We start from the raw sequence: 23,058 nt of genomic DNA on the forward strand, positions 1-23,058 counted from the left end.
GCAGCATGCACGCTTTCGAATCACTGACCGACCTGCCCCGCCAACTGCGCCACCCCGGTGTACGCGATCTGGCGTGGGTCCTCGTGTCCCCGCCATTACTGGCGCAAACGCCCTGGCGCCAGCGCCACCCCCTCAGCGCCAGCGGTTGGGCCAGCCGCCCTGAAGGCCTCGCCGACTGGCTCCGCGCATTGGACCGCCAACCCGAATCCCTCGACCAGTGGCTGGCGCAGGCCGCCAGCCGGCGACTCGGTCTCTACTACGAACGCCTGTGGCAGTTCGCCCTGGCCCAGGCGCCGGATGTGGCCCTGCTGGCCGCCAACCTACCGATCCGCATTGCTGGCCAGACCCTTGGCGAACTCGACCTGCTGCTGCGTGACGACGAGGGCGTGCATCACCTCGAGTTGGCGATCAAGCTCTACCTCGGACCGCGCCACGGCGATGGCGGTAACCCGTCGGAATGGCTCGGGCCGGGCAGCCACGATCGCCTCGACCTCAAGCTGGAGCACCTTAGCCAGCACCAGTTGCCCCTGTCGTCGAGCCCGGAAAGCCGTCAGGTGCTCGACCAGTTGAACGCACAGCCGGCCAGTGCCGAACTCTGGCTGGGCGGCTACTTCTTCTATCCCTGGCCAGGCAGCTGCACCGCACCGCAAGGCGCCAATCCGGGCCACTTGCGCGGGCACTGGCTACGTCACAACGATCTCGAAGACTTCCTCGGCCAGGCCGAAGGCCCCTGGCAGCCCCTGCCCCGGCAATCCTGGCTGTCCCCGGCGATCAGCGAAGCCAGCGAGTGCTGGACGACCGAGAGCTTCGCGGAGTGGCGCGAACAGCTGCAGCCGGATAGCCCGGCGCGCCTGCTGGTGCGCCTGGCGGCGGACGGCGATGGTCGCTGGAAGGAAGCCGAGCGTGCCTTCCTGGTCAGTGATCGCTGGCCACTCGCACCGCTGTAATCCGCTTCGTAGCGCCCAGCAAGCAGAACGCCCCAGTTATGGGGCCGGAAATCTGCGCTCGCTATCGATCAACGGCTGCGTTCGACACGACCGCCCGAGCGGGCCAGGTAACCGGCGCCGGTCTCGCTGATCAGTGCATCACGCTGCAGGGCAGGCAGGGCATCCAGGCCGTCGCGCAGGGCGTAGGCGCGAATGCCCAGCTGGGAAAGCGTGAACACCGCGCTGGCGCTGCGTTTACCGCTGTCGCAATAGCACAGGTAAGTCGCTTCGCCATCCAGCAACCGCGCCTTCAGGCGCAGCAGGTGCAAAGGCATGTTCAACGCCTTGGGAGCATGGGCGCGCTCGTACTCTTCCTGCAGGCGCACATCCAGCCATTGGCCACCGCCGCCCAGCAGGCGCGCGGCCTCGCCCAGGCTGACCTCATCCACCACCGGCGCCTTCAGGAGTTCCAGGAAGTCCGCCCGGTCCAGCTGCTGCAGGACGCTGTCCTCCAGCAGGGTGACACTGGCGTTGCGCGGGCAATCCCCCAGCAGGGCTTCCTCACCGAAGCACGCGCCCACGTCCAGCTCGGCCAGCAGCTGCCGCTCACTGCCCTCGCCACGGATGACTTCAGCCCGGCCGGATTGCAGGAAGTAGCAACAATCGCCCTCCTCCCCCTCGCCCATCACCCGGCTGCCCGCTGGCAGCTCCACCCGCCGCAGACGCTCCAGCATGCTGCGCACATTGGCTGGCGGAACCCTGGCCAGCAATGGGCTGGCAAGCAGGGTTTCCAGCCATTCGCCTTCGCCTGCCGGACTGAGGTCCAGCAACAGATCCAGATGGGTCGAGCTCCACGTCAGCTGGCTCGCCAGGGTAGCGCTGTCGATGGCCAGCAGGGAGCAGTCACGCAAGGCCAGCGCTTCATGCAGGCGCGGCAAGGTGGGGGAAATGGGGTGGCAACTGGCTTCGCTGCCGGCTTCCAGGCGCGTCTCGGCACCCTCGGCATCCCGCAGGAGCAGCTCGCCGGACAACAGGTACCAGGTGACGCGGGCCTGATCGCCCCGCCGGAACAGCAGCTGGCCCGCGAGCAGGGGCTGGGGTATCAGTTGCGGTCGCAGCTCGCGCCATTGCTGATCGCTCAGCGCATTGAGCGGGACCAGGCTACGCAGCTGCAGGGGATTCAGGGGTTCGCTCATGGAGTCATCCTTGTGCTTCCACTGCCCGGTCAGTGTAGCCGGCCAGTCGCAACAGATCGGAATGCAGGGCCCGACGACCTTGCAGGCCGCCAGTGTGGAGCAGCACCAGGCGGCTGCCGCCGGGAATCCGGCCAGCCTGTGCTTCGTCGTGGATGGCCAGCAGGGCCTTGGCCGTATAGAGCGGTTCCAGCTCCAGGCCGCCATCCCTTTCGCTGTCAAGCAGGAAGCGCGCAAGCACTGCGTCCACCCGTGCAAAGCCGCCCCGGCTGGCGTCGATCAGGCGATAGCCACGGTCGGCTCGCCCGGCCTCGGCCAGGATGGCACTCACCTGATCGGCCACGCCGTGGTCAGGCGGTACCGCCAGTGCACCGATCACTGGATGGTCGCCCGCCTCGCCCAGCACCAGCCCGGCGAGGGTCGTGCCGGTGCCGGCGGCTGTCCAGAGGCTGTGGTAGTCGTCCCATCCCAGGCCGGACAGTTGCTGGCGGATCATCCCCACCAGCGCAACGCATCCCTGGGCACCCATCAGGCCACCACCGCCCTCGGGGATCGGTTGGTAGTGCGGGTAGTGCCGCAGCCAAGCGTCCCAGAAACCTGGCTTGTGACGTGCCCGGTAACCGCCATAGCCCAGCCAGTGCAGCTGCATGCCTAAGTGCTGAAGATCGCGCACGGTTGGCGTGTCCTGGGCTTCGCCGCGCAGCAGGCCAACCGTGGGGAACCCGAACCGGGCACCGGCCGCCGCCAGGGCATGGAGATGATTGGAGTGCGCGCCGCCCAGGCTGATCACACCTTCAGCGCCATCACGTGCGGCCTTTGCCAGGTAGGGGGCCAGCTTGAACCACTTGTTGCCGGATACCAGCGGGTCGAGTGCATCCAGGCGCAGCACGGCCAGTTGCAGCCCAGCCGCGGTCAACCAGGGCAGGCACAAAGGCTCGAGAGTGGCGTGGGGGTTCCAGTCAGGCAGGGTCAGGGGCAAAGGTCGGGTCCATCGGCGTCCGTTCGGGGGCGCAAGGATAAAGCAGGCGCGCGTGCGGTATCGCTCAACCCGCGGTCCGCAGTCGCCCTCCCGCGCGGTGCCGGGGGCAGCAGTTGGACTCGCCGGCAACGAAGCGGCTGGGTGCCTCGATGCGGTCGATGGGCATGCTGCAACGTTCGCCGTTGGGCAGGCTGGCGTCGCAGGTGGGCTGCTGGTAGTGGGCCAGCCATTGGCGGTACTGGTTTTCGGATACGAAGCACTTGGCTGCGGCGTAGGCCTGGGGATTGTCCTGGTAGCGGGCGATATCCGTCAGAGGAATGGTCAGGTGACCAGCGCCCGGATGGTAGACCACGAATACCACGCCCAGTTGGGCCAGGCGTTCCAGCATCAGTTGCCCGGACTGGCCTTCAAGCGCATCGCATTCCTGACGCAGGCGATTGACCTCGACCTGCAGCTGGGCGTCGAGCTGGTCGCGATAGGCCAGTTCGACATCGCGAATGGCCAGTTGCTCGCGGTACTCGGTCACGGCAGCGGCGACCCGCGCCTGCAACTCGCCTTCGAACTGCGCGCGGAGGATGTCTGCCTCGGTGCGGCCATGGCGCTCCAGTGCACGCAACTGCACGTTCATTTCCTCACGGCTGGCCTGGAAGCGCTCCAGCTCGCCGTCGAGCTTGGCCTGCAGGCCGGCGTTGACCTCTTCCTGCTGGCGCAGGGCGTGTTGCAAGGTGCGAATCTGATCCTGCAGGGCCGAGCTGCTCTGGTCGGCGGCATGGCGCATCCGCGCAATGGCTTCTTCGTTCTGCTGACTGAGGGAGCTGAGGCGCAGACGCTGCTGGCGCACCAGCTGAGCAGTCTTCAGGCGATGCTCCTTCTCCATCTTTTCCGCCAGTTGCTCGGCCATCTCCTTGGTGATTTCCGGCGGGGCGTACCAGCTGTCTTCGGGCGCCACCTGGAGCTTTTCCGCATCCAGTACCTTGGGCAGTTCCTCCTCTACCAACAGGCCGAGGCTGTTGCCCTTGATGGCGTCACGCAACAGGGCAAGGTCGTTGCGGTCGGAATTGAGGCTCGGGTCCCAGAGATGCATCTGCTGCCAGGACACCGGGCACTGGCTGCGGCACGCCAGGCGAATGGGACCGGCACCGAGGTCGGGGCCACGCCCGGCGCGTTCGGCCAGTTGCCGCAACGGCAGGTTCCAGCCGGTATCGGCGCGGCCGTCTTCGTCGAAGTCGAGGTAGAAGAACACCACGGCCCGCACCTGCAGGCGCGGGTTGATCATCAGATAGGCCAGATTCATCTGGCGGTCGGAGAACTCCGGCAGGCCGACGACGCCGTCGAGGATGGCTTCGAACTCCGAGTGAAGCATCTGCTTGCAGATGCCGCGGTCGTTGAAGAACACGACGGCTTCCACCAGTTGCGGCTTCTTCAGCATGCTCATCGCTCTACCTCTGGCTCTGCGCGGTGAATCACGGCGGGCGTTGATTGGGGTGTCCGGGTTTCGTCCGCACACACTGATCCGGACTTTAGAAAAGTCTAGGGGATATTAGGCGCTGAGCAATGTGACTGGGTTGGCAGAGCCCGGTCGCTGGCACCGGCCGGACCGGCGGCAAGGCAAAAGTGTGACGTGGTTGGAATTGGAAACGAAACCGCCCGGCAAAAAGCCGGGCGGTTGGGGCGGAGGCGGGACTCAGAGCTCTGCGGCGAGGCGCGACCCCTGATTGATGGCGCGCTTGGCGTCCAGTTCGGCAGCCACATCGGCGCCGCCGATCAGGTGCACGCTCTGGCCGGCGGCGACCAGGCCATCCTGCAGTTCACGCAGCGGGTCCTGGCCAGCGCAGACGATCACGGTGTCTACCGGCAGCACCTGCGGCTCGCCCTCGGCCACGCGGATGTGCAGGCCGGCGTCGTCAACCTTGAGGTATTCAACTGAGTTGAGCATTTGCACCTGCTTGTTCTTCAGGCCCGTGCGATGAATCCAGCCGGTGGTCTTGCCAAGGCCATCACCCACCTTGGACTTCTTGCGCTGCAACAGGAACACCTGGCGCGCCGGTGCATGAGGCTTGGCCTTGATCCCGGCGATACCGCCGCGAGCTTCCAGGGCACCGTCGATGCCCCACTCCTTCCAGAAGGCGGCGCGGTCGAGGCTGGTGGACTCACCCTCATGGGTGATGAACTCGGAAACGTCGAAACCGATACCGCCGGCGCCAATCACGGCAACCTTCTGGCCCACCGGCTTGCGCTCGAGGATGGCGTCCAGGTAGGTGATCACCTTCGAATGCTCGATGCCGGAGATTTCCGGGGTGCGCGGGCTGATACCGGTGGCGAGGATGACCTCGTCGAAACCGCCCTTGGCCAGATCCTCGACCGAGACACGGGTATTCAGGCGCAGGTCGACCCCGGTGGTTTCGAGCTTGCGCTTGAAGTAGCGCAGGGTTTCAAAGAACTCTTCCTTGCCCGGCACGCGCTTGGCCACGTTGAACTGCCCGCCAATCTCCGCGGCGGCGTCGAACAGGGTCACGCTGTGGCCACGCTCGGCGGCAACGGTGGCGGCGGAGAGACCGGCGGGGCCGGCGCCGACCACGGCGATCTTCTTGGCCTGGGCCACCGGGATGTAATTCAGCTCGGTCTCGTGGCAGGCACGCGGGTTCACCAGGCAGCTGGTCAGTTTGCCGCCGAACGTGTGGTCCAGGCAGGCCTGGTTGCAGCCGATGCAGGTGTTGATCTCGTCGGCGCGGCCTTCGGCGGCCTTGTTGACGAAGTCCGGGTCGGCAAGGAACGGACGGGCCATGGACACCATGTCGGCGTCGCCCTCAGCCAGGACCTGTTCGGCCACTTCCGGCGTGTTGATGCGGTTGGTGGTGATCAGCGGGATCTTCACCTCGCCCTTGAGCTTGGCGGTGACCTTGGTGAAGGCTGCGCGCGGCACCTTGGTGGCGATGGTCGGGATACGCGCCTCGTGCCAGCCGATACCGGTATTGATGATGGTCGCGCCGGCGGCCTCGATGGCCTTGGCCAGGGTGACGATCTCGTCCCAGGTGCTGCCGCCTTCCACCAGGTCGAGCATGGACAGGCGGAAGATGATGATGAAGTTCGGGCCCACGGCCTCGCGAACGCGGCGGACGATCTCGACCGCCAGGCGCATGCGGTTCTCGTAGCTGCCACCCCAGCGGTCGGTACGCTGGTTGGTGTGGGCGGCGAGGAACTGGTTGATGAAGTAACCCTCGGAACCCATGATCTCGACGCCGTCGTACTCGGCCTGCTGGGCCAGCACCGAGCAGGTGACGAAGTCCTGGATCTGCTTCTCGATTCCCTCTTCATCCAACTCGTTCGGCTTGAAGGGGTTGATCGGTGCCTGGATGGCCGACGGTGCTACCTGCTTGGGGTTATAGGCGTAACGGCCGGCGTGGAGGATCTGCATGCAGATCTTGCCGCCCGCTTCATGCACCGCGCGGGTGACGATCTTGTGCTTCTCGGCCTCTTCCACGGTGGTTAGCTTGGCCGCGCCGGCATAGACGCCACCTTCTGCGTTTGGGCCGATACCACCGGTGACCATGAGGCCGACGCCACCACGGGCGCGCTCGGCGAAATAGGCCGCCATGCGCTCAAAGCCATGGGGTTTCTCTTCCAGGCCGGTGTGCATCGAGCCCATCAGGGTGCGGTTGCGCAGGGTGGTGAAACCCAGGTCGAGGGGGGCGAGCAGGTGCGGGTAACGGGTGGCGGTCATGGTTCCTCCACAACAGGCGGTGCTATTCACGGAATGCCTCGGCTTCAGAGGGCCGGGGTCGGTTATGAGGCAGAAGATAAAGAGCCGGGATTGCCCGCTCAATGATCAGAACTGACAAGTTACTGATCCAAACTGACAGCCACCCTTGGCAAGTGGCGGTGCGTCCCCTACCCTGATCGGCATTCCCCGGCCCGGAAATTCCATGCGCAAACTGCTGATGCCCTTGATCGCCGCCTTCCTGGTGAGCTGCCTGACCGCCTATGCGGTATGGACCGGCGAACGGCCGCGCGCCCACTATCTGTCCGACCTGCGCGCCAGCCTCGCCAGCGACGTGGGAACTGCCGGTGCGAGCGCCAACCTGCTGGCGATCCGCCCGGCGCTGTACCCCAGCGACTACCGCGACCCGGACCTCCTGCGCATGAAACTCGCGGCGGCCCTCGATCGGGCTCGCGCCAAGGGCCTGCTGAACGAGAAAACCGTCGTCGCCCTGCCCGACCATATCGGCACCTGGCTGCTGCTGCGGGACGAAAAACACAACCTCTACCAGGCACGGAGCTTCGCCGAAGGTGGCCGGTTGCTCACCCTCAGCCATCCGACCTTGCTGGGGCGCCTGTTCCTTCAGGGCCAGGACCTCGAAGAAGCGCTGCTGCGCGCCAAGGCCCGGCGCATGGCGCGGGACTATCAGAAGCTGTTCAGCCGCCTGGCCAGCGAATACAAGGTCACCATCCTCGCTGGCTCCATCCTCCTGCCCTCCCCCTACCTCAAGGAAGGCAAGCTGCGTAGCGGTCACGGCGCGCTCTACAACCTGGCGCTGGCCTTCTCGCCGGACGGCCTGCTGCTCGGCGAGCCCTTCAGCCAGCCCTGGCCACAGAGTGCCAGGAGCGAATCCCGCCAGAAGCTGCAGACCGCCAGCGGCGAAGTGACCATCGCCCGCAGCTGGAGCCAGGGTTATCCGCAGAACCTGGTGACGCTGAGCGACGGCCAGACCAGCGCTAGCGAGGCACTTTTCCTGCGCGGGCGTCTCTGGCCCCTGCACAATGCACCGGCAGGCAGTGAACTGACGCCGGCCAGGGCGCCGCAAGCCAGTGAGACGCCTGGCAGCCACCTGCTGAATGCCTGGATGAGCGCCCGATGAAAACGCAACGGATCAAGCTGGGCGATCTCTCCGTGAGCTCCTTACTCAGCATGGCAGCGGCACTGGAACAGGCCGGCCACTGCGCGACCGAACTGCTGGAGCGCTTCGGCCTGGACGCCACGCGCTTCGCCGAACCCCACGGCCGCTTGTCCATCCCGCGCTTCATGCGCCTCGGCCACGCCGCCATCCAGCTCAGCGGCAACCCCGCATTGGGCCTTGCCATGGGCCGGCTCAGCCGCTTGAGCCAGCTCGGGCTCGCGGGCGTCTGCGCCGAACAGGCGCCCAACCTGCGAGAAGCCGCCCGCGCCCTGACCCGTTTCGAACTGCTCTACGCCAGCAACTATCGCGGGCAGTCGAGCTTCCACGAGGACGCCAAGGGCGCCTGGCTGCGCTTCTATTCCATCAGCCCCTACAACGCCTACAACCGCTTCGTCGTGGATTCGGTGCTGGCGGGCTGGCAGAGCCACCTGAGCCAACTGGCAGGCACGGGCATCCGCATCGAGAAGGTGGAGATCGAGTTTCCGGCACCGGATTACCACGAGCGCTACACCGAGCATTTCGGCTGCCCCGTGGAGTTCGAGGCCAGCGCCAACCAGCTGCGTTTGTCCCAGGACACCCTGGCGCTGCGCGGCAGCGAACACTGCCCCAGCACCTGGCGGCAATTGTTGGATATCTGTGAGCGGGAACTGCAGCAGCTGACCCGCACCCGCAGCCTGCGCGAGCGCATCACCCAGTTGCTGGGGCCGCTGCTGCACGGGCGCGAGCCGGATCTCGAAGAAGTGGCGGCACGCCTGCAAATGCCGAGCTGGACCCTACGCCGCAAGCTCGCCGAAGAAGGCACCCAGTTCCGCGCCATCCTCAACGAAACGCGCCGCGACCTGGCCATGGCCTATATCCGCGATACGGAACTGGCCTTCGGCGAAATCGCCTACCTGCTGGGGTTTGCCTCGGCCGAAGCCTTCCAGCGCGCCTTCAAGCGCTGGAGCGGCAGCACGCCGGGCGAATTCCGCCGCGCTCAGCGCCAGGCAGGCTGATCACATCTCGGTGGCGTCGTCGGCCGGCTCGACCGAGTCCTGCTCATTAGCGTGAAAGTCGAGAATCTCTTCCTGGTAATCGTCCATTGGCTGCTCCTCCTGTGGCGATGTAATTCAGGAAACAAAGTCCATGCCAATAAGGTAACGAGCGCAGGTGACCGGAAAATTACCCCGGGGAAGGAAGATGAAGGGGGCGGCCAGACAAAGAAAAAGCCCTCAGGTATCGCTACCTGAGGGCTTCTCTATATGGCGCAGCGGACGGGACTCGAACCCGCGACCCCCGGCGTGACAGGCCGGTATTCTAACCGACTGAACTACCGCTGCGTGTCGGTTGGACTTGCGTCCGGTGAAACCTTTGCATCGTCTGGCAGACTGGCCTAGTGGACCTTCCTGCCTCATGCCCGAGCAACTCGAACATGGGAAATATGGCGCAGCGGACGGGACTCGAACCCGCGACCCCCGGCGTGACAGGCCGGTATTCTAACCGACTGAACTACCGCTGCGCGTCGGCCGGACTTTCGTCCGAAATTCACAAGGATTGGTGGGTGATGACGGGATCGAACCGCCGACCCTCTGCTTGTAAGGCAGATGCTCTCCCGGCTGAGCTAATCACCCATCGCCTTGCGAGGCGCGCAATTTACGCAGAGGGCTTCGCTAAGTCAACACCCTGTATGGATTTTTTCTTCGGACAGCGTTTTCCGCCCCGTTTGCCGCCACTCCGATGCGCACCAGCTCAGGGCGGTCGCACCAGGGCGGCGCAGGATCAGCTCCCGGCCTTCAGCGATACCCGCGCCGTCACGCGGCCATCTTCGGTGCGATCCAGCCCAGCCTCTTCGATGCGAACGCCCTGCCCCTCCAGGACACCCATCCAGCGCAACAGACTGGGGAAGGCCGCCGGTTGAAGGTTTACCTGCACCGCTCCTGGCGCATCGCTATCGATTCGCTCGACGGCCAATCCCTGCTCGGCCGCAGTGGCAGTTACCAGCCCTTGCAGTCGCTCCGGGTCCACCTTGATTTGCGGCTGGCTCTGCACCGCTCGCGCTTCAGGCGCATGAAGCTGCAGATAAGCGTGCATTCCGCGCTGGGCTTCGAAGTACTCGCGATTGCTGGCCAGGCGCCGTTCGGCCGGCAACCAGAGCAGCAGGTAAAGCAGGACCAGACCGAGGAACAGGCCCAGCCAGAGTAATGCCGTGCGATCCCGTGCCGGCAAGGCGCGCCAGCGCAGGGCCAAGGAGGAAGCCTGCCACTGCGTGCGGAGCGGCGTCTTGATTGCATCGAGCATCTTCATCCTCCTATCACCAGGCGCGCGCTCACGCCGCTCTGGTCACGACTGGCCGAGCCCATCTGCACGGACAGCCCGCTTCCGATCAGGCGCTCGCGCAGACGCTCCAGGGCATCGAAGCCCGGCGCCTGTACCTGTAGCGCAAGATCACCCCGTATCTCACTGAAATCCAGTTGCTGCACCCGCACCTGGGCACCTTCGGCGATCAAGGCCTCGGCCGCCTTGCCAAGCAATGCGAGCAGGCGGCTCTGCCCTGCACCGGAGGCTTCGGCCAGATGCTGATCGAACTGCGCCCGCAGGTTCACCAGCTTGGTGTCCTGGGGAAACAGTTCACGATAGAGCGCCTCGTTGGCATCGGCATAGGTATCGCCCTGACGCTGCAGCTGCCAGGCCTGGATCAGATTGAAGCCCCATTGCAGCACCAGCCACAGGCCAACCAACCCCAGCAGCGGCTTCCAACGCGACCAGCGCTGCCGCTCTTCCTTCAGGGTGAACTCGCCCTGCGCCAGATCGCTGCCCTTCTGTTCCGCCAGCCAGCCATAGGCATCCCCTTCATCGCGCCAGTCATCCACGCCGTCGAGGGTCTGGCGCTCGGCGGGAGCGCACCCACTGCGCGGTGCCGGACAGACGTCCCGCAGATGTGGCCAGTCCTGCTCCTCGAAGCCGAGTCGGGTACTGCCCTCGCCCCCCAGCAACCAGCGCTGGTCGAGCCAGAGCAACTGGGTGCCCTGGTCCGGTAGCAGGTCGGCGTCTATCTGGATGGACCCGGGCATCGGCCCGAGCTTTCCGGCCAGATCGAGCCATCCCGCCAGCCAGCTGCGGCGCACCGCAAACACCCGATGCCGACCATCGGCCAAGGCACCACCGAGCCCCAGGTGGAAGCTCTCGACATCCTCGGCGAGCATTTCCTCCACCGCGAACGGCAATGCCTGGCGCAACCAGCGTCCCTTCTGCGTGGGCAGGCGGACCGCGCAGCAGGTCACGGCCTCCACCGGCAGGATCAGGCGCCAGGGTGGCGCCACCTCTTCCAACGCCCTGGCGAATGGCAGGCGACGCCCCGTGCCTCCTTGCCAGAGCAGCACCTCCAGTTCGGCATCCAGCTGCGTGCACGCGGCCACCGGGAGGAAGATGCAAGCCTGTGTCATGACTGCGGCTCCTTGACGGGCGCCGGCGGCAAACCGCCCTGCCCGAGATCACGAGAAAGAATCCGTACCTTGCCGTCACTGCCGCGCTGCAGGGTACTGACCAGAACCTGGCGGCGACCGGCGAGACGCACCTCGCTGATCACCTGGAAATATTGACTGCCCACCGCCAACCCCTGCGCCTCCAGCCCCATCCCGGCGAGCGCCGGCTGGCCGAGGAAGGCATCCAGGCTGCGGAAGCCGGTGGCGCCTCGCGCGGCCATCAGCAGCCCGCCACTGTCGGCGTCGAGGTTGTCGGCCAGGGTGGACAGCACGAGGGCACTGGCCGTGTTGACGTTGAGGGTGGAATCGGACGGCAGCACGGTCACGAAAGGCAGCAGCTTGCGGTAGTCCAGCTCCGTCATGCCTAACACTAGGCGCAACTCGGACACATCGCTCATGGCGTGGTTGGCCGCGCGGTAAGGCGGCTGCAACAGCAGGTACTGGTTATCTTCCGCGCCATTCGGCCCGAACGGCTCCTCGTCACGGTCGAGCCAGTCCACCAGCCGTTCGGTATAGGGCGCTTCGATGCCCAGGCGCAGCAGAAGGCGGCGGAACTGGCGAATGCCCTGTTCGTTGAGCTGGCCATCACGCACCAGGCCGTTGAGGTTGAAACGCCCGCTCGGGTCCTCGATACGCACGCTGAGCGAACCGCCATCGTCCAACTGGAACGTGCTCAGGGGGCGGGCCCAGGCCTCGCCGAGGTGATCCACCGGGGTACGCGGATCGCCTTGGCGCAGGTCGCGTAGCAGGATCGCTTCGGCCAATGCCTCGCCGCCAAGGGCGTACTGGGCCACCTGGCGGGTGTGCAGTTCATTGCCGCTGGAGCGAATGGAAAGCTGGGTGCGGGCGATCAGGCCGGCACAAACGACGGTGACCACAGCCACCACCAGCAGCACCGTCAGCAGCGCAACACCCGACTGGCGTTTCATTGCGCCTGCTCCTGGCCGTCTTGCTGCTGGTTGCCCTGCTCACCCTGTGGATTCTGCTGTTCGCCATCCTGCTGGCCACCGCCCGCCTGGGGCACCTGCCGCGGCGGGGTTTCCACCAGCCGCAGTACCCGGCGCAGTTCACCATAGCGACGATGTTGCAAGGTGAGTTCCAGGGCCAATGGCAGGCGATCCAGGCGCTCATCGTCGGGCAGCCCGGCGGGCGGCCAGCTTTCCTGCCAGTCACCACTGTCGTCCATGTAGCGCAGCTTCATGGAGGTCACGCCATCCAGAGCGTTCTGCACACGGGGCAGGCTGTCCTGGGCCTGGTCGAGGACCGTCCAGTAACGCCGCTCCAGACGCTCACCGGAAAGCTGCCAGCGCACCCGCTGCAGACGCGAGCGCTGCGTGCCGGTGGGATTGCGCCAGCCGCTGCGAGTGAATTCCAGGCTGTCGCTGTCGCCGGATTGCTCGCCCAGCAGCGCGGCCCGTGATTCGCCATAGGCATCGCGGATCGGCCGAGAAATCACCTGGCGGACGTCGCGCTCGAAAGCGGAAATGCCCCGCACCAGCTCGCGCAGTTGCTGTTCCTGGACACGGGTCGCCTCGTCGCTGTCGAGGACCGCACCAAGCATGCGCCAGGTGCCGATGGCCAGCAGCGCGAAAATGGCGATCGCGATCAGCAGCTCCAGCAGTGTGAAGCCTGCGGCGCGCTTCATGGCGTGCTCCCGAGGAAGCCCACCAGGCGCACGGCGGCGCGGTCTTCCAGCTTACCACCGATACCCCTCTGGGGCTTGGGTGCGACCCACAACGTGACCCGTCGCAGCGCCGGGTCGCTGGTGCCCTCGACCTGGCTCAACCATTCCCAGCGCCGCCCGCCGTAGTCCAGCTCACCCTGGTCGCGGCCATTGCCCGGAGGCGTCTGGCGCAACTGCAACTCCGTCAGGCGGTTATCGGCAATCCACATCGCCAGGGTCTTGTCTTCCAGGCGCGAAGCGATCTGCAGGCTGCGGGCGCTGGCGGTGAGCACACTGGCGGCGACCACCGCGAAGATGGCCAGGGCCACCAGCACCTCGATCAGGGTGAAAGCGCGGCTGTTCCTCATCCAGCGCGCCCTTTGCCGCTCAGGCTCTCCACACGGGGCAGGCGGAAGCCGTCGCTGGAGAGCTGCAGACGCCGCCCATCCTTGCGTCGCTCGGCCAACTCCAGGCGGAATGGACTGAGTTCGCCACTGGAGAGAATGATCAATTGCGGCACCGGCCGGACTTCCTTGGACTCCTTGTCGTCCTTCTTGACCGGTGCGGGCAACGCCAGTGGCTCGCCGTCCAGTTCGAAGGTCAGTTCGGCCCACTCGGGCAACTGGCGCGCGCCTTCGGACATGGGCTGCCAGCGCGAACTGGATTCGTCGTAGTAGTAGACCTGATAACTGCCGCGCTCGAGCCGTAGGCCGTACTCGCGATTGTCCAGGACCGCCTCGTCGGCGAGCACGCCGATCAGACCCGCCAGCCGCTCCGCCTCATTGTTGAGCTCACGGGTTGGGCCGGCGACGCCGGCGCTGATGACCGCCAGTCCCGCGAGACAGGCGATGACCACCATCACCACCAGTACTTCGATCAGGGTGAAACCTGCGGACGCCAAGGGGCCGGACATCCGGCCAACGCCACCCTGCCGCCCGCGTCTCATCAGTTGTCCCAGTTGGCAATGTCGGCGTCGTTTTCGCTACCGCCTTCCTTGCCATCGGCCCCCAGGGAATAGAGATCGTAGGTGCCCTTGCTGCCAGGCGAGAGGTATTGGTAGGGGTTGCCCCACGGGTCGATGGGCAGCTTCTTCAGGTAGCCGTCCTTGCTCCAGTTCTTCGGCGGCGGGTTGCCGGAGGGCCGGCTCACCAAGGCTTCGAGGCCCTGCTGGGTGCTGGGGTAGGCGAAGTTGTCCAGCTTGTACATGTCCAGGGCCGCGCCGATGGCCTTGATATCGCCCTTGGCCACAGTGACCTTGGCCTGGTCGGGACGGTTCATCACTTGCGGCACCACCAGCGCGGCAAGGATACCGAGGATGACCACCACCACCATGATTTCGATGAGCGTAAAGCCCGACTGACTACGGCGCAGATTCACGCGATTACCCCACGAGTTGGTTGAGAGAAAGGATAGGTAGCAGGATGGCGAGCACGATCATCAGCACCACGGCCCCCATCACCACCAGCATGAACGGTTCGAAAAGGCCGACCAGCAGGGCGATGCTCGCGGCCAGGTCGTTTTCCTGGTTTCGCGCGGTGCGGGCGAGCATCTGGTCGAGTTCGCCGGAACGTTCGCCACTGGCAATCATGTGCAGCATCATCGGCGGGAACTGGCCGCTGCCTTCCAGCGCGCGGGTCAGGCTGCCGCCTTCACGAACCTTCTGTGCTGCCACCACGACATGGGCGCGGATGACGCGATTGGCGATCACTTCGGCGCCGATGCCAAGGGCCTCGACCAGCGGCACACCGCTGCGGGTCAGGATCGCCAGCGTGGACGCGAAGCGCGCCGTATCGGTGGCGCGCACCAGTCGCCCCACCAGCGGGATACGCAGTATCAGCGCATGCCAGCGCTGGCGGACGTTGGGATCACGCAGGGCCCAGCGTGCGCCGATGAATGTGGCGATCAGCACCAGCAGCATCAGCCAGCCCCAGTGTTTGACCAGATCGCTCAGGGCGATGAGGCCACGCGTGAGCAACGGCAAGGTCTGCCCGGAATCGATGAACACCTTGACCACATCCGGCACCACGAAGCCCAGCAAGAAGGCGACGATGGCCAGCGACGCACACATGAGGATCACCGGATAGAGCAGCGCCAGCTGGATCTTCTGCCGCGACTGCTGGCGTTGCTCGGTGTAGTCGGCCAGTTGCTCCAGCACCGGCCCCAGGTGGCCGGCATGCTCACCCGCCGCCACCGTGGCGCGATAGAGGTCAGGGAAGGCCGACGGGAACTCCCGCAGGCTGCTGGCCAGGCTGTGGCCCTCCAGCACCCGCGCACGCACCGCCAGCAACATCGACTGGATGCGCGAGCTGCTGGACTGCGCGGCCGCCGCCCGCAAGGCTTCCTCGATGGGCAGCGCCGCCTGCACCAGGGTTGCAAGTTGGCGCGTCACGAGGGCGAGATCACGTGCGGAAAGCCCACGCGAAAGGCTGAAGCGGCCTCGCTCGGCCTGCTCGCGAACGCGGGTCGCGCGCACTTCCAGCGGTGCCAACTGGCGCTCACGCAGCAATTGGCGCACCTGGCGGGCACTGTCCGCTTCGAGCACGCCCTTCTGCTGGCGGCCCTTAGCGTCGAGCGCGAGGTATTCGAAAGCGGCCATTTATTCTTCCTGGGTGACCCGCAGTACTTCTTCCACCGTGGTGACCCCGAGCAGGACCTTGCGCCGACCGTCCTCACGGATGCTCGGACTGGACAGGCGGGCGTGGCGGATCATCTCCTGCTCCGAGGCGACGCTGTGGATCAGGCTGCGCATGTGGTCGTCGAACACCACCAGTTCGTAGATGCCGGTACGTCCGCGATATCCCTGTTGGTGGCACTCCGTGCAACCACGGGCGCGATGCAGGGTCGGTGCGCTGTCCGGGCCAACGCCCAGCAACTGGCATTCGGCGGCGTCGGCTTGATAGGACTCCTTGCAATGTGGGCACAGCACCCGAACCAGGCGCTGGGCCAGGACACCCAGTAGGGACGATGACAGCAGGAAGGGCTCGACGCCCATGTCCACCAGACGGGTGATGGCACCAATCGCACTGTTGGTGTGCAAGGTGGACAGCACCAGGTGGCCGGTGAGCGAGGCCTGCACGGCAATCTCGGCCGTCTCCTGGTCGCGGATCTCGCCCACCATCACCACGTCCGGGTCCTGGCGCAGGATGGCGCGCAGGCCACGGGCGAAGGTCATGTCCACCTTGGGATTGACCTGGGTCTGGCCGATGCCCTCGATGTGGTACTCGATCGGGTCTTCGACGGTGAGGATGTTGCGGGTGCGGTCGTTGAGCGTGACCAGGCTGGCGTAGAGGGTGGTGGTCTTGCCCGAACCGGTGGGGCCAGTGACCAGCAGGATGCCATGGGGGCGGCGCACAGTATCTTCCAGCTGATGGCGATCGCGATCGCTCATGCCCAGATGCTGCAGGGTGAGGCGACCAGCCTGCTTGTCCAGCAGACGCAACACCACGCGTTCGCCATTGGCCGACGGCAGTGTGGACACGCGGATGTCGACTTCGCGCCCAGCCACCCGCAGGGAAATACGGCCGTCCTGGGGAATGCGCTTCTCGGCGATGTCCAGGCGCGCCATGACCTTGATCCGCGATACCAGCAGTGCCGCCAGCTCGCGCTTGGGCTCCAGCACTTCACGAAGGATGCCGTCGACGCGGAAGCGCACCACCAGGCGTTTCTCGAAGGTTTCCAGGTGGATGTCCGAGGCGTTCTCCTTGATCGCTTCGCCGAGGATGGCGTTGATCAGACGAATGATCGGCGCATCGTCTTCCTGCTCCAGCAGGTCCTCGGTTTCCGGAATCTGTTCGGCCAGCGCGGCGAGATCAAGGCTTCCGCCGAGGTCTTCGGCCAGTTGCATGGCAGCAGAGGAGTCATGCTGATAGGTCTGCGCCAGGGCCTGTTCGAAAGCCTCGCCTGTAAGCGGTTTCAACGGCAGGCTGCGGCCGGCGAAGCGACGCGCCTCGGCCAGCGCGACCAACTCGACTCCCGGGCGGTGCGCCAGGCAGGGCTCCACACCATCGAGCAACAACACACCATGCCGCTTGGCGAATCCAAAGGGCAGCCGTCGCAGGGGGGCTTCAACGAGTGGAGGGTTCATCCGTGGGCGCCTATTTCAGGAGGGTCCAGAAGGAAGTATTGCAGGGCAATCTGACGATTGTGCAGAGCCACTGTCCGATTCTTATGATGCTTGTGAACAAAACCACCTAAAGCCGTAAAAATTCACATATATCTTTAGCACAGCGACCGCATCGCAACATCACCCGAATGGCCGAACATAGCCGGCAGAGTCGCTGCTATGATCAAAGCAGTTCTGCCAAAAACATAACCAGAAAAAGAACGCAGCATTAGGAGTTGGACCCACTTGCGAGCTTCGGATTCCGTGCATTGGCTGCAACGCCACGCGCCAGCACTTGTCGGTGCCCTGCTGGTGCTTGCCATGGGCGCCAGCTTTGCCTGGCAGACCCGGGAGTGGTTGCGCCTGGTGGATGCTCCAGCCGACGCACCCGAACAGCAGGGAACGCCCCTCGCCACCAGCCAGCCGCTGCAGAACCTGGAGCCCCTCTTCGGACCGGCACCGAAGGTCCAGCCCAGCGGCCCGCCCCCCTCTACCAATCTGCGCCTGACCTTGCTTGGCAGCTTCGTGCACGCGGGGCCGGACAAATCCATTGCCATCATCCAGTACGAAGGCAGCAAGCCTCGCCGCTTCACCGCCGGTGACGAGATTACCAGCGGGGTAAAAGTACACGCGGTGTATCGCAATCGCGTCGAAATCGAACGCAACGGCCGCCTGGAAAGTCTCAGCTTCCCGGAGCCGCGCTCACGCTTCACCCCTGTCGGCGGCGTTCCTGACGAACCGTCAGCCGCAGTGATCGACGAACTCAATGGCCTGCAGGAAGACAACGCCGCGGAATTGCGCGAGCGCATGGAAAAGCTGCGCCAACAGATGGAAGACCCGGAAAACACCGTCTCCGAACCTTCCGCCGAACAGCCCCAGGATAGCGAATGACACGATGCCCCTGACCTTCTCGCGCCTCACGCTCGCCCTGATTGCTGCCGGGATGCTGACCGCACCCCTGCCCCTGCTCGCCGCCCAGCCGGCCGCCGCGACCGGTAATGCGCAGCAACAGCAGCAGGACGGCTGGACGATCAACCTCAAGGATGCCGATATACGCGAGTTCATCGACCAGATCGCTGACATCACCGGCGAGACCTTCATCGTCGACCCACGCGTGAAAGGTCAGGTCAGCGTGGTGTCGAAGGCGCCGCTTGGGCTCAATGAGGTGTACCAGCTGTTCCTTTCGGTCATGGCAACCCACGGTTTCACCGTGGTCACCCAGGGCGACCAGGCACGCATCATCCCCAATGCCGAAGCCAAAGCAGAGGCCGCCAGCAGCCGTGCCGGCGCGGAAAGCCTGGAGACTCGCGTGATCCAGGTACAGCACACGCCGGTGACGGAACTCATTCCACTGATTCGACCGCTGGTCCCTCAGTACGGACATCTGGCAGCAGTGACCTCGGCCAATGCCCTGATCATCAGCGACCGCGCGGCCAACATCGCGCGTATCGAAGACCTGATGCGCCAACTCGACCAGAAAGGCGACCGCGACTACACGGTGCTCAACCTCCACTACGCCTGGGTAATGGACGCCGCCGAAGTGCTCAATGCGTCCCTCAACCGCGGTCAGTCCAAGGGTACGTCGGGCACCCAGGTGATCGCCGATGCCCGCACCAACCGCCTGATCATCCTCGGCCCACCGTCGGCCCGGGCGAAGCTGGCCGCACTGGCGCAGTCCCTCGACACCCCCACTTCGCGCTCGGCCAACACGCGGGTGATCCGTCTACGCCACAACGACGCCAAGGCGCTCGCGGAAACCCTTGGCGAAATTTCCGAAGGGCTGAAGAGCGAGGAAGGCGGCGGCGGTGAAGCAGGCGGCGCCGCGACAGGCGGCAAGCCGCAGAACATTCTGATCCGCGCCGACGAGAGCCTGAACGCCCTGGTGATGCTGGCCGAGCCTGATGTCGTCACGGCCATGGAAGATATCGTCCGCCAACTCGACGTGCCCCGCGCGCAGGTGATGGTCGAAGCGGCCATCGTCGAGATTTCCGGCGACATCACCGACGCGCTGGGCGTGCAGTGGGCGGTGGATGCACGCGGCAATACCGGCGGCCTGGGTGGCGTGAACTTCGGCAATACCGGGCTCTCGGTGGGCACGGTGCTCAACGCCATCCGCGACGATGAAATCCCCGACACGCTGCCGGATGGCGCCATCATCGGCATCGGTACGGAAAACTTCGCCGCCCTCATCACCGCCCTGTCTGCCAACAGCAGGAGCAACCTGCTGTCGACGCCCAGCCTGCTGACGCTCGACAACCAGAAGGCGGAAATTCTCGTGGGCCAGAACGTGCCCTTCCAGACCGGCACCTTCACGACCGATGCCTCGGGCGCCAATAACCCGTTCACCACCATCGAGCGCCAGGACATCGGCGTGACCCTCAAGGTGACCCCGCACATCAACGAAGGCGCCACCCTGCGCCTGGAGATCGAGCAGGAAATCTCCTCCATCGCCCCTTCGGCGACCCTGACCGCGCAGGCGGTGGACCTGATCACCAACAAGCGTTCGATCAAGAGCACCATTCTTGCGGAGGATGGCCAGGTGATCGTGCTGGGCGGCCTCATCCAGGACGACATCACCCAGACCGACTCCAAGGTGCCGCTGCTGGGCGACATCCCTATCCTCGGCCGGCTGTTCCGCTCCACACGCGACACCCACGTGAAGCGCAACCTGATGGTGTTCCTGCGCCCGACCGTCGTTCGCGACCGTGCCGGACTCGCCGCCCTGTCCGGGAAGAAGTACAACGACATCCGCATCATCGGCGAGCACGACAAGGAAGGTCGCCCGGCCATTCTGCCGAGCAAGCCCGTGGAGCTGTTCGACGGCCAGCAGTCCCCATCCATCGATCTGCGCAAGCCGTAAGGCCCGAAGGCTCGTGACTCATTGCCGGCGCAAGCCTTCTTCCCGGTAACCGGGCACAAAAAAGGGCGGCCCACCTTCCAGGTGGAGCCGCCCTCTTCTTTCCTGCCCGCCTACCTATCAGCCGTTATTCGGCACGGTCGGTTTCTGGGCCCAGTCGATCAAACAGCGGCGAGCCCGCGCTCCAGATCGGCCTTGAGGTCACCCACATCTTCCAGGCCGATAGCCAGGCGGACCAGGCTGTCGCTGATACCGGCGTTGGCCCGCTCCTGCGGCGAAAGACGCCCATGGGACGTAGTGGCCGGGTGGGCGATGGTGGTCTTGGTGTCACCTAGATTGGTGGTGATGGAGATCATCCGGGTGGCATCGATGAAACGCCAGGCCGCTTCCTTGCCGCCCTTGACCTCGAAGCTGACCACCGCGCCGAAGCCCTTCTGCTGGCGCTTGGCCAACTCGTGCTGCGGATGGCTTTCCAGCCCCGAGTAGTAGACGCGTTCGACACCGGGCTGCTGCTCCAGCCAGCGGGCGATTTCGAGGGCGCTGGCGCAATGGGCCTGCATGCGCACGCGCAGGGTTTCCAGGCCCTTCATCATCACCCATGCATTGAAGGGGCTCAGGGTCGGGCCCGCGGTGCGCAGGAAACCCACCACTTCCTTCATGTGCTCGGCGCGACCGGCTACCACGCCACCCATGGTGCGACCCTGGCCATCGATGTACTTGGTGGCCGAGTGCATGACGATGTCGGCACCCAGCTTGAGCGGCTGCTGCAGGGCCGGGGTGCAGAAGCAGTTGTCCACCACCAGCAGCGCGCCGCCGGCATGGGCGATCTCGGCCAGGGCGGGGATATCCACCAGCTCGGCCAGGGGGTTGGACGGCGACTCGACGAACAGCAGCTTGGTGTTCGGCTTGATTGCCGACTTCCAGCCGTCCAGGTCGGACAGCGCCGGATAATCGACCTCGATGCCGAAGCGTTTGAGGTACTTCTCGAACAGGCTGATGGTGGAGCCGAACACGCTACGGGAAACCAGCACATGGTCGCCACTGCTGCACAGGCTCATGGCGATGGCGAGGATCGCCGACATGCCGGAAGCGGTCGCGACGGCCTGTTCGGCGCCTTCGAGGGCGGCAATGCGTTCTTCGAAGGTCCGCACGGTCGGGTTGGTGTAACGCGAATAGACGTTGCCCGGCACTTCACCGGCGAACCGCGCGGCGGCGTCGGCGGCAGTGCGGAACACGTAGCTGGAGGTCAGGAACATGGCCTCGCCATGCTCACCTTCCGGCGAGCGGCGCTGGCCAGCGCGCACGGCCAGGGTTTCGAAGGCGGCGCCTTCCAGGTCACTGTCCAGCCTTCCGGCTTCCCATTCCTGCGTCATATCCCTACCTCTTCAGAAACGAAGCCCGGATAGGATCCGGGCTACAGACTTACAACTCGCCGCCAGACGCGCGACTCAGTTGTTGTACAGATCGATGATGGCGCTGACCGCGTGGGCCTTGACCTTGCTGGCGTCGTTACGTGCCTGCTCGATCTTGTTCAGGTACTGCTCGTCGACGTCGCCGGTGATGTACTGGCCATCGAACACTGCGCAATCGAAGTGATCGATCTTCACCTTGCCACCGCCCACCGCATCGATCAGGTCCGGCAGGTCCTGATAGACCAGCCAATCGGCACCGATGAGTTCGGCCACTTCCTCGGTGGAGCGGTTGTGGGCGATCAGTTCGTGGGCGCTGGGCATGTCGATGCCGTACACGTTCGGATAACGCACCGCCGGAGCCGCGGAGCAGAAATAGACGTTCTTGGCGCCAGCTTCGCGAGCCATCTGGATGATTTGCTTGCAGGTGGTGCCGCGAACGATGGAGTCGTCCACCAGCATCACATTCTTGCCGCGGAATTCCAGCTCGATGGCGTTCAGCTTCTGGCGCACGGATTTCTTGCGAGCAGCCTGGCCCGGCATGATGAAGGTACGACCGATGTAGCGGTTCTTCACGAAGCCTTCGCGGAACTTCACGCCCAGGTGGTTGGCCAGTTCCAGCGCAGCGGTACGGCTGGTATCCGGAATTGGGATCACCACGTCGATGTCATGCTCAGGACGCTCGCGCTGGATCTTCTCGGCCAGCTTCTCGCCCATGCGCAGGCGCGCCTTGTAGACGGAGATGCCATCCATGATGGAATCCGGGCGGGCCAGGTAGACGTGCTCGAAGATGCACGGGGAGTACTGCGGCTTGGACGCGCACTGGCGGGTGAACAGCTTGCCTTCTTCGGTGATGTACACCGCTTCGCCCGGAGCCAGGTCACGAATCAGGGTGAAGCCCAGCACGTCGAGGGCGACGCTTTCGGAAGCGATCATGTACTCGACGCCTTCGTCGGTGTGACGCTGGCCGAAGACGATCGGGCGAATCGCATGGGGATCACGGAAGCCGACGATGCCGTAGCCGGTGATCATCGCCACCACGGCGTAGCCACCCTTGCAGCGCGCATGCACGCCGGAAACCGCGGCGAATACGTCTTCCTCGGTGGGCTGCAGCTTGCCGCGATGGGCCAGCTCGTGGGCGAACACGTTGAGCAGCACTTCCGAGTCGGAGTTGGTGTTCACGTGGCGCAGGTCGGACTCGTAGATTTCCTTGGCCAGCTGCTCGACGTTGGTCAGGTTGCCGTTGTGCGCCAGGGTGATGCCGTAGGGCGAGTTGACGTAGAACGGCTGGGCCTCGGCGGAGCTGGAGGAGCCGGCAGTGGGATAGCGCACGTGGCCGATGCCGACGCTGCCGACCAGGCGCTGCATATGGCGCTGCTGGAAGACGTCACGGACGAGGCCGTTGTCCTTGCGCAGGAAGAGCCGGCCATCATGGCTGGTCACAATACCGGCAGCGTCCTGGCCGCGATGCTGAAGCACGGTAAGCGCGTCATACAGCGCCTGATTGACGTTCGACTTACCGACGATACCGACGATGCCACACATGTGACGCAACCCCTGCTAGTAGTTCAAG

Annotated in this window: 20 protein-coding genes and 3 tRNA genes; 5 read left to right on the plus strand and 18 right to left on the minus strand. The window is 65.1% G+C overall.

Going from position 1 to position 23,058, the window contains the following annotated elements; all coding sequences use genetic code 11:
* Positions 1-5: 5 nt before the first annotated feature.
* Entirely contained in the window at positions 6-947 is a 942-nt protein-coding gene (locus tag MnOB_RS17030) for a DUF1853 family protein (protein ID WP_077525449.1), read from the plus strand.
* 68 nt (positions 948-1,015) lie between these two features.
* Here MnOB_RS17030 and MnOB_RS17035 read toward each other — a convergent pair whose 3' ends face one another.
* From MnOB_RS17035 to MnOB_RS17050, 4 genes are all read right to left on the minus strand, one after another.
* On the minus strand, positions 1,016-2,122 hold the full coding sequence (locus MnOB_RS17035; protein ID WP_077525407.1) for a cyclic nucleotide-binding domain-containing protein: 1,107 nt from the start codon (positions 2,120-2,122) through the stop codon (positions 1,016-1,018).
* Positions 2,123-2,126: 4 nt separating this feature from the next.
* Positions 2,127-3,092: a 1-aminocyclopropane-1-carboxylate deaminase/D-cysteine desulfhydrase gene (locus tag MnOB_RS17040; protein WP_199824549.1), complete on the minus strand. Its 966-nt coding sequence runs from the start codon at positions 3,090-3,092 to the stop codon at positions 2,127-2,129.
* A gap of 70 nt (positions 3,093-3,162) precedes the next feature.
* Positions 3,163-4,533: a chromosome partitioning protein ParA gene (locus tag MnOB_RS17045; protein WP_077525409.1), complete on the minus strand. Its 1,371-nt coding sequence runs from the start codon at positions 4,531-4,533 to the stop codon at positions 3,163-3,165.
* 249 nt (positions 4,534-4,782) lie between these two features.
* Positions 4,783-6,819 carry an NADPH-dependent 2,4-dienoyl-CoA reductase gene (locus tag MnOB_RS17050; RefSeq protein WP_077525410.1) on the minus strand — a complete coding sequence of 679 codons (2,037 nt, stop codon included), beginning with the start codon at positions 6,817-6,819 and terminating at the stop codon, positions 4,783-4,785.
* A 202-nt stretch (positions 6,820-7,021) separates the two neighbouring features.
* Between MnOB_RS17050 and MnOB_RS17055 the strand changes: the two genes are divergently transcribed.
* Both MnOB_RS17055 and MnOB_RS17060 read left to right on the plus strand, forming a co-directional pair.
* Positions 7,022-7,954 carry a carbon-nitrogen hydrolase family protein gene (locus tag MnOB_RS17055; RefSeq protein ID WP_077525411.1) on the plus strand — a complete coding sequence of 311 codons (933 nt, stop codon included), beginning with the start codon at positions 7,022-7,024 and terminating at the stop codon, positions 7,952-7,954.
* A complete protein-coding gene (locus tag MnOB_RS17060) occupies positions 7,951-8,988 on the plus strand; it encodes an AraC family transcriptional regulator (RefSeq protein ID WP_077525412.1) in 1,038 nt (345 codons plus the stop codon). Before MnOB_RS17055 ends, MnOB_RS17060 begins: the two co-directional genes overlap by 4 nt.
* 247 nt (positions 8,989-9,235) lie before the next feature.
* Here the strand turns inward: MnOB_RS17060 and MnOB_RS17065 are convergent.
* The 12 genes from MnOB_RS17065 to gspE form a co-directional block, all read right to left on the minus strand.
* Positions 9,236-9,312: transfer RNA gene (locus tag MnOB_RS17065), tRNA-Asp, on the minus strand.
* A gap of 102 nt (positions 9,313-9,414) precedes the next feature.
* Positions 9,415-9,491: transfer RNA gene (locus MnOB_RS17070), tRNA-Asp, on the minus strand.
* 36 nt (positions 9,492-9,527) lie between these two features.
* Positions 9,528-9,603: transfer RNA gene (locus MnOB_RS17075), tRNA-Val, on the minus strand.
* A gap of 148 nt (positions 9,604-9,751) precedes the next feature.
* Positions 9,752-10,270: a type II secretion system protein M gene (locus MnOB_RS17080; RefSeq protein ID WP_077525413.1), complete on the minus strand. Its 519-nt coding sequence runs from the start codon at positions 10,268-10,270 to the stop codon at positions 9,752-9,754.
* 2 nt (positions 10,271-10,272) lie between these two features.
* On the minus strand, positions 10,273-11,415 hold the full coding sequence (gene gspL / locus MnOB_RS17085; protein WP_077525414.1) for a type II secretion system protein GspL: 1,143 nt from the start codon (positions 11,413-11,415) through the stop codon (positions 10,273-10,275).
* Positions 11,412-12,383: a type II secretion system minor pseudopilin GspK gene (gene gspK, locus MnOB_RS17090; protein ID WP_077525415.1), complete on the minus strand. Its 972-nt coding sequence runs from the start codon at positions 12,381-12,383 to the stop codon at positions 11,412-11,414. The genes gspL and gspK overlap by 4 nt, the downstream gene beginning before the upstream one ends.
* Positions 12,380-13,099: a type II secretion system minor pseudopilin GspJ gene (gspJ, locus tag MnOB_RS17095; protein ID WP_077525416.1), complete on the minus strand. Its 720-nt coding sequence runs from the start codon at positions 13,097-13,099 to the stop codon at positions 12,380-12,382. The genes gspK and gspJ overlap by 4 nt, the downstream gene beginning before the upstream one ends.
* A complete protein-coding gene (gspI, locus tag MnOB_RS17100; protein ID WP_077525417.1) occupies positions 13,096-13,485 on the minus strand; it encodes a type II secretion system minor pseudopilin GspI in 390 nt (129 codons plus the stop codon). Before gspI ends, gspJ begins: the two co-directional genes overlap by 4 nt.
* Entirely contained in the window at positions 13,482-14,030 is a 549-nt protein-coding gene (gene gspH, locus MnOB_RS17105) for a type II secretion system minor pseudopilin GspH (protein ID WP_077525418.1), read from the minus strand. The genes gspI and gspH overlap by 4 nt, the downstream gene beginning before the upstream one ends.
* A 32-nt stretch (positions 14,031-14,062) precedes the next feature.
* Positions 14,063-14,449 carry a type II secretion system major pseudopilin GspG gene (gspG, locus tag MnOB_RS17110; protein ID WP_234358282.1) on the minus strand — a complete coding sequence of 129 codons (387 nt, stop codon included), beginning with the start codon at positions 14,447-14,449 and terminating at the stop codon, positions 14,063-14,065.
* A 49-nt stretch (positions 14,450-14,498) separates the two neighbouring features.
* The gene (xcpS, locus tag MnOB_RS17115; protein WP_077525420.1) at positions 14,499-15,713 is read right to left on the minus strand and encodes a GspF family T2SS innner membrane protein variant XcpS; all 1,215 of its coding nucleotides are present in this window, start codon (positions 15,711-15,713) and stop codon (positions 14,499-14,501) included.
* The gene (gene gspE, locus MnOB_RS17120) at positions 15,714-17,201 is read right to left on the minus strand and encodes a type II secretion system ATPase GspE (protein ID WP_077525421.1); all 1,488 of its coding nucleotides are present in this window, start codon (positions 17,199-17,201) and stop codon (positions 15,714-15,716) included.
* Between the two features lie 264 nt (positions 17,202-17,465).
* Between gspE and MnOB_RS17125 the strand changes: the two genes are divergently transcribed.
* Complete coding sequence (locus MnOB_RS17125) at positions 17,466-18,110, plus strand: type II secretion system protein N (RefSeq protein ID WP_077525422.1); 645 nt, start codon at positions 17,466-17,468, stop codon at positions 18,108-18,110.
* A gap of 4 nt (positions 18,111-18,114) precedes the next feature.
* Entirely contained in the window at positions 18,115-20,079 is a 1,965-nt protein-coding gene (gspD, locus tag MnOB_RS17130) for a type II secretion system secretin GspD (protein ID WP_077525423.1), read from the plus strand.
* A 158-nt stretch (positions 20,080-20,237) separates the two neighbouring features.
* Here gspD and MnOB_RS17135 read toward each other — a convergent pair whose 3' ends face one another.
* Complete coding sequence (locus MnOB_RS17135; RefSeq protein WP_077525424.1) at positions 20,238-21,449, minus strand: O-succinylhomoserine sulfhydrylase; 1,212 nt, start codon at positions 21,447-21,449, stop codon at positions 20,238-20,240.
* A 75-nt stretch (positions 21,450-21,524) separates the two neighbouring features.
* The gene (gene purF, locus MnOB_RS17140) at positions 21,525-23,030 is read right to left on the minus strand and encodes an amidophosphoribosyltransferase (protein WP_077525425.1); all 1,506 of its coding nucleotides are present in this window, start codon (positions 23,028-23,030) and stop codon (positions 21,525-21,527) included.
* Positions 23,031-23,058 lie beyond the last annotated feature (28 nt).

It is taken from the genome of Metapseudomonas resinovorans, from assembly GCF_002003485.1.
Classification (GTDB): Bacteria; Pseudomonadota; Gammaproteobacteria; order Pseudomonadales; family Pseudomonadaceae; genus Metapseudomonas; species Metapseudomonas resinovorans_D.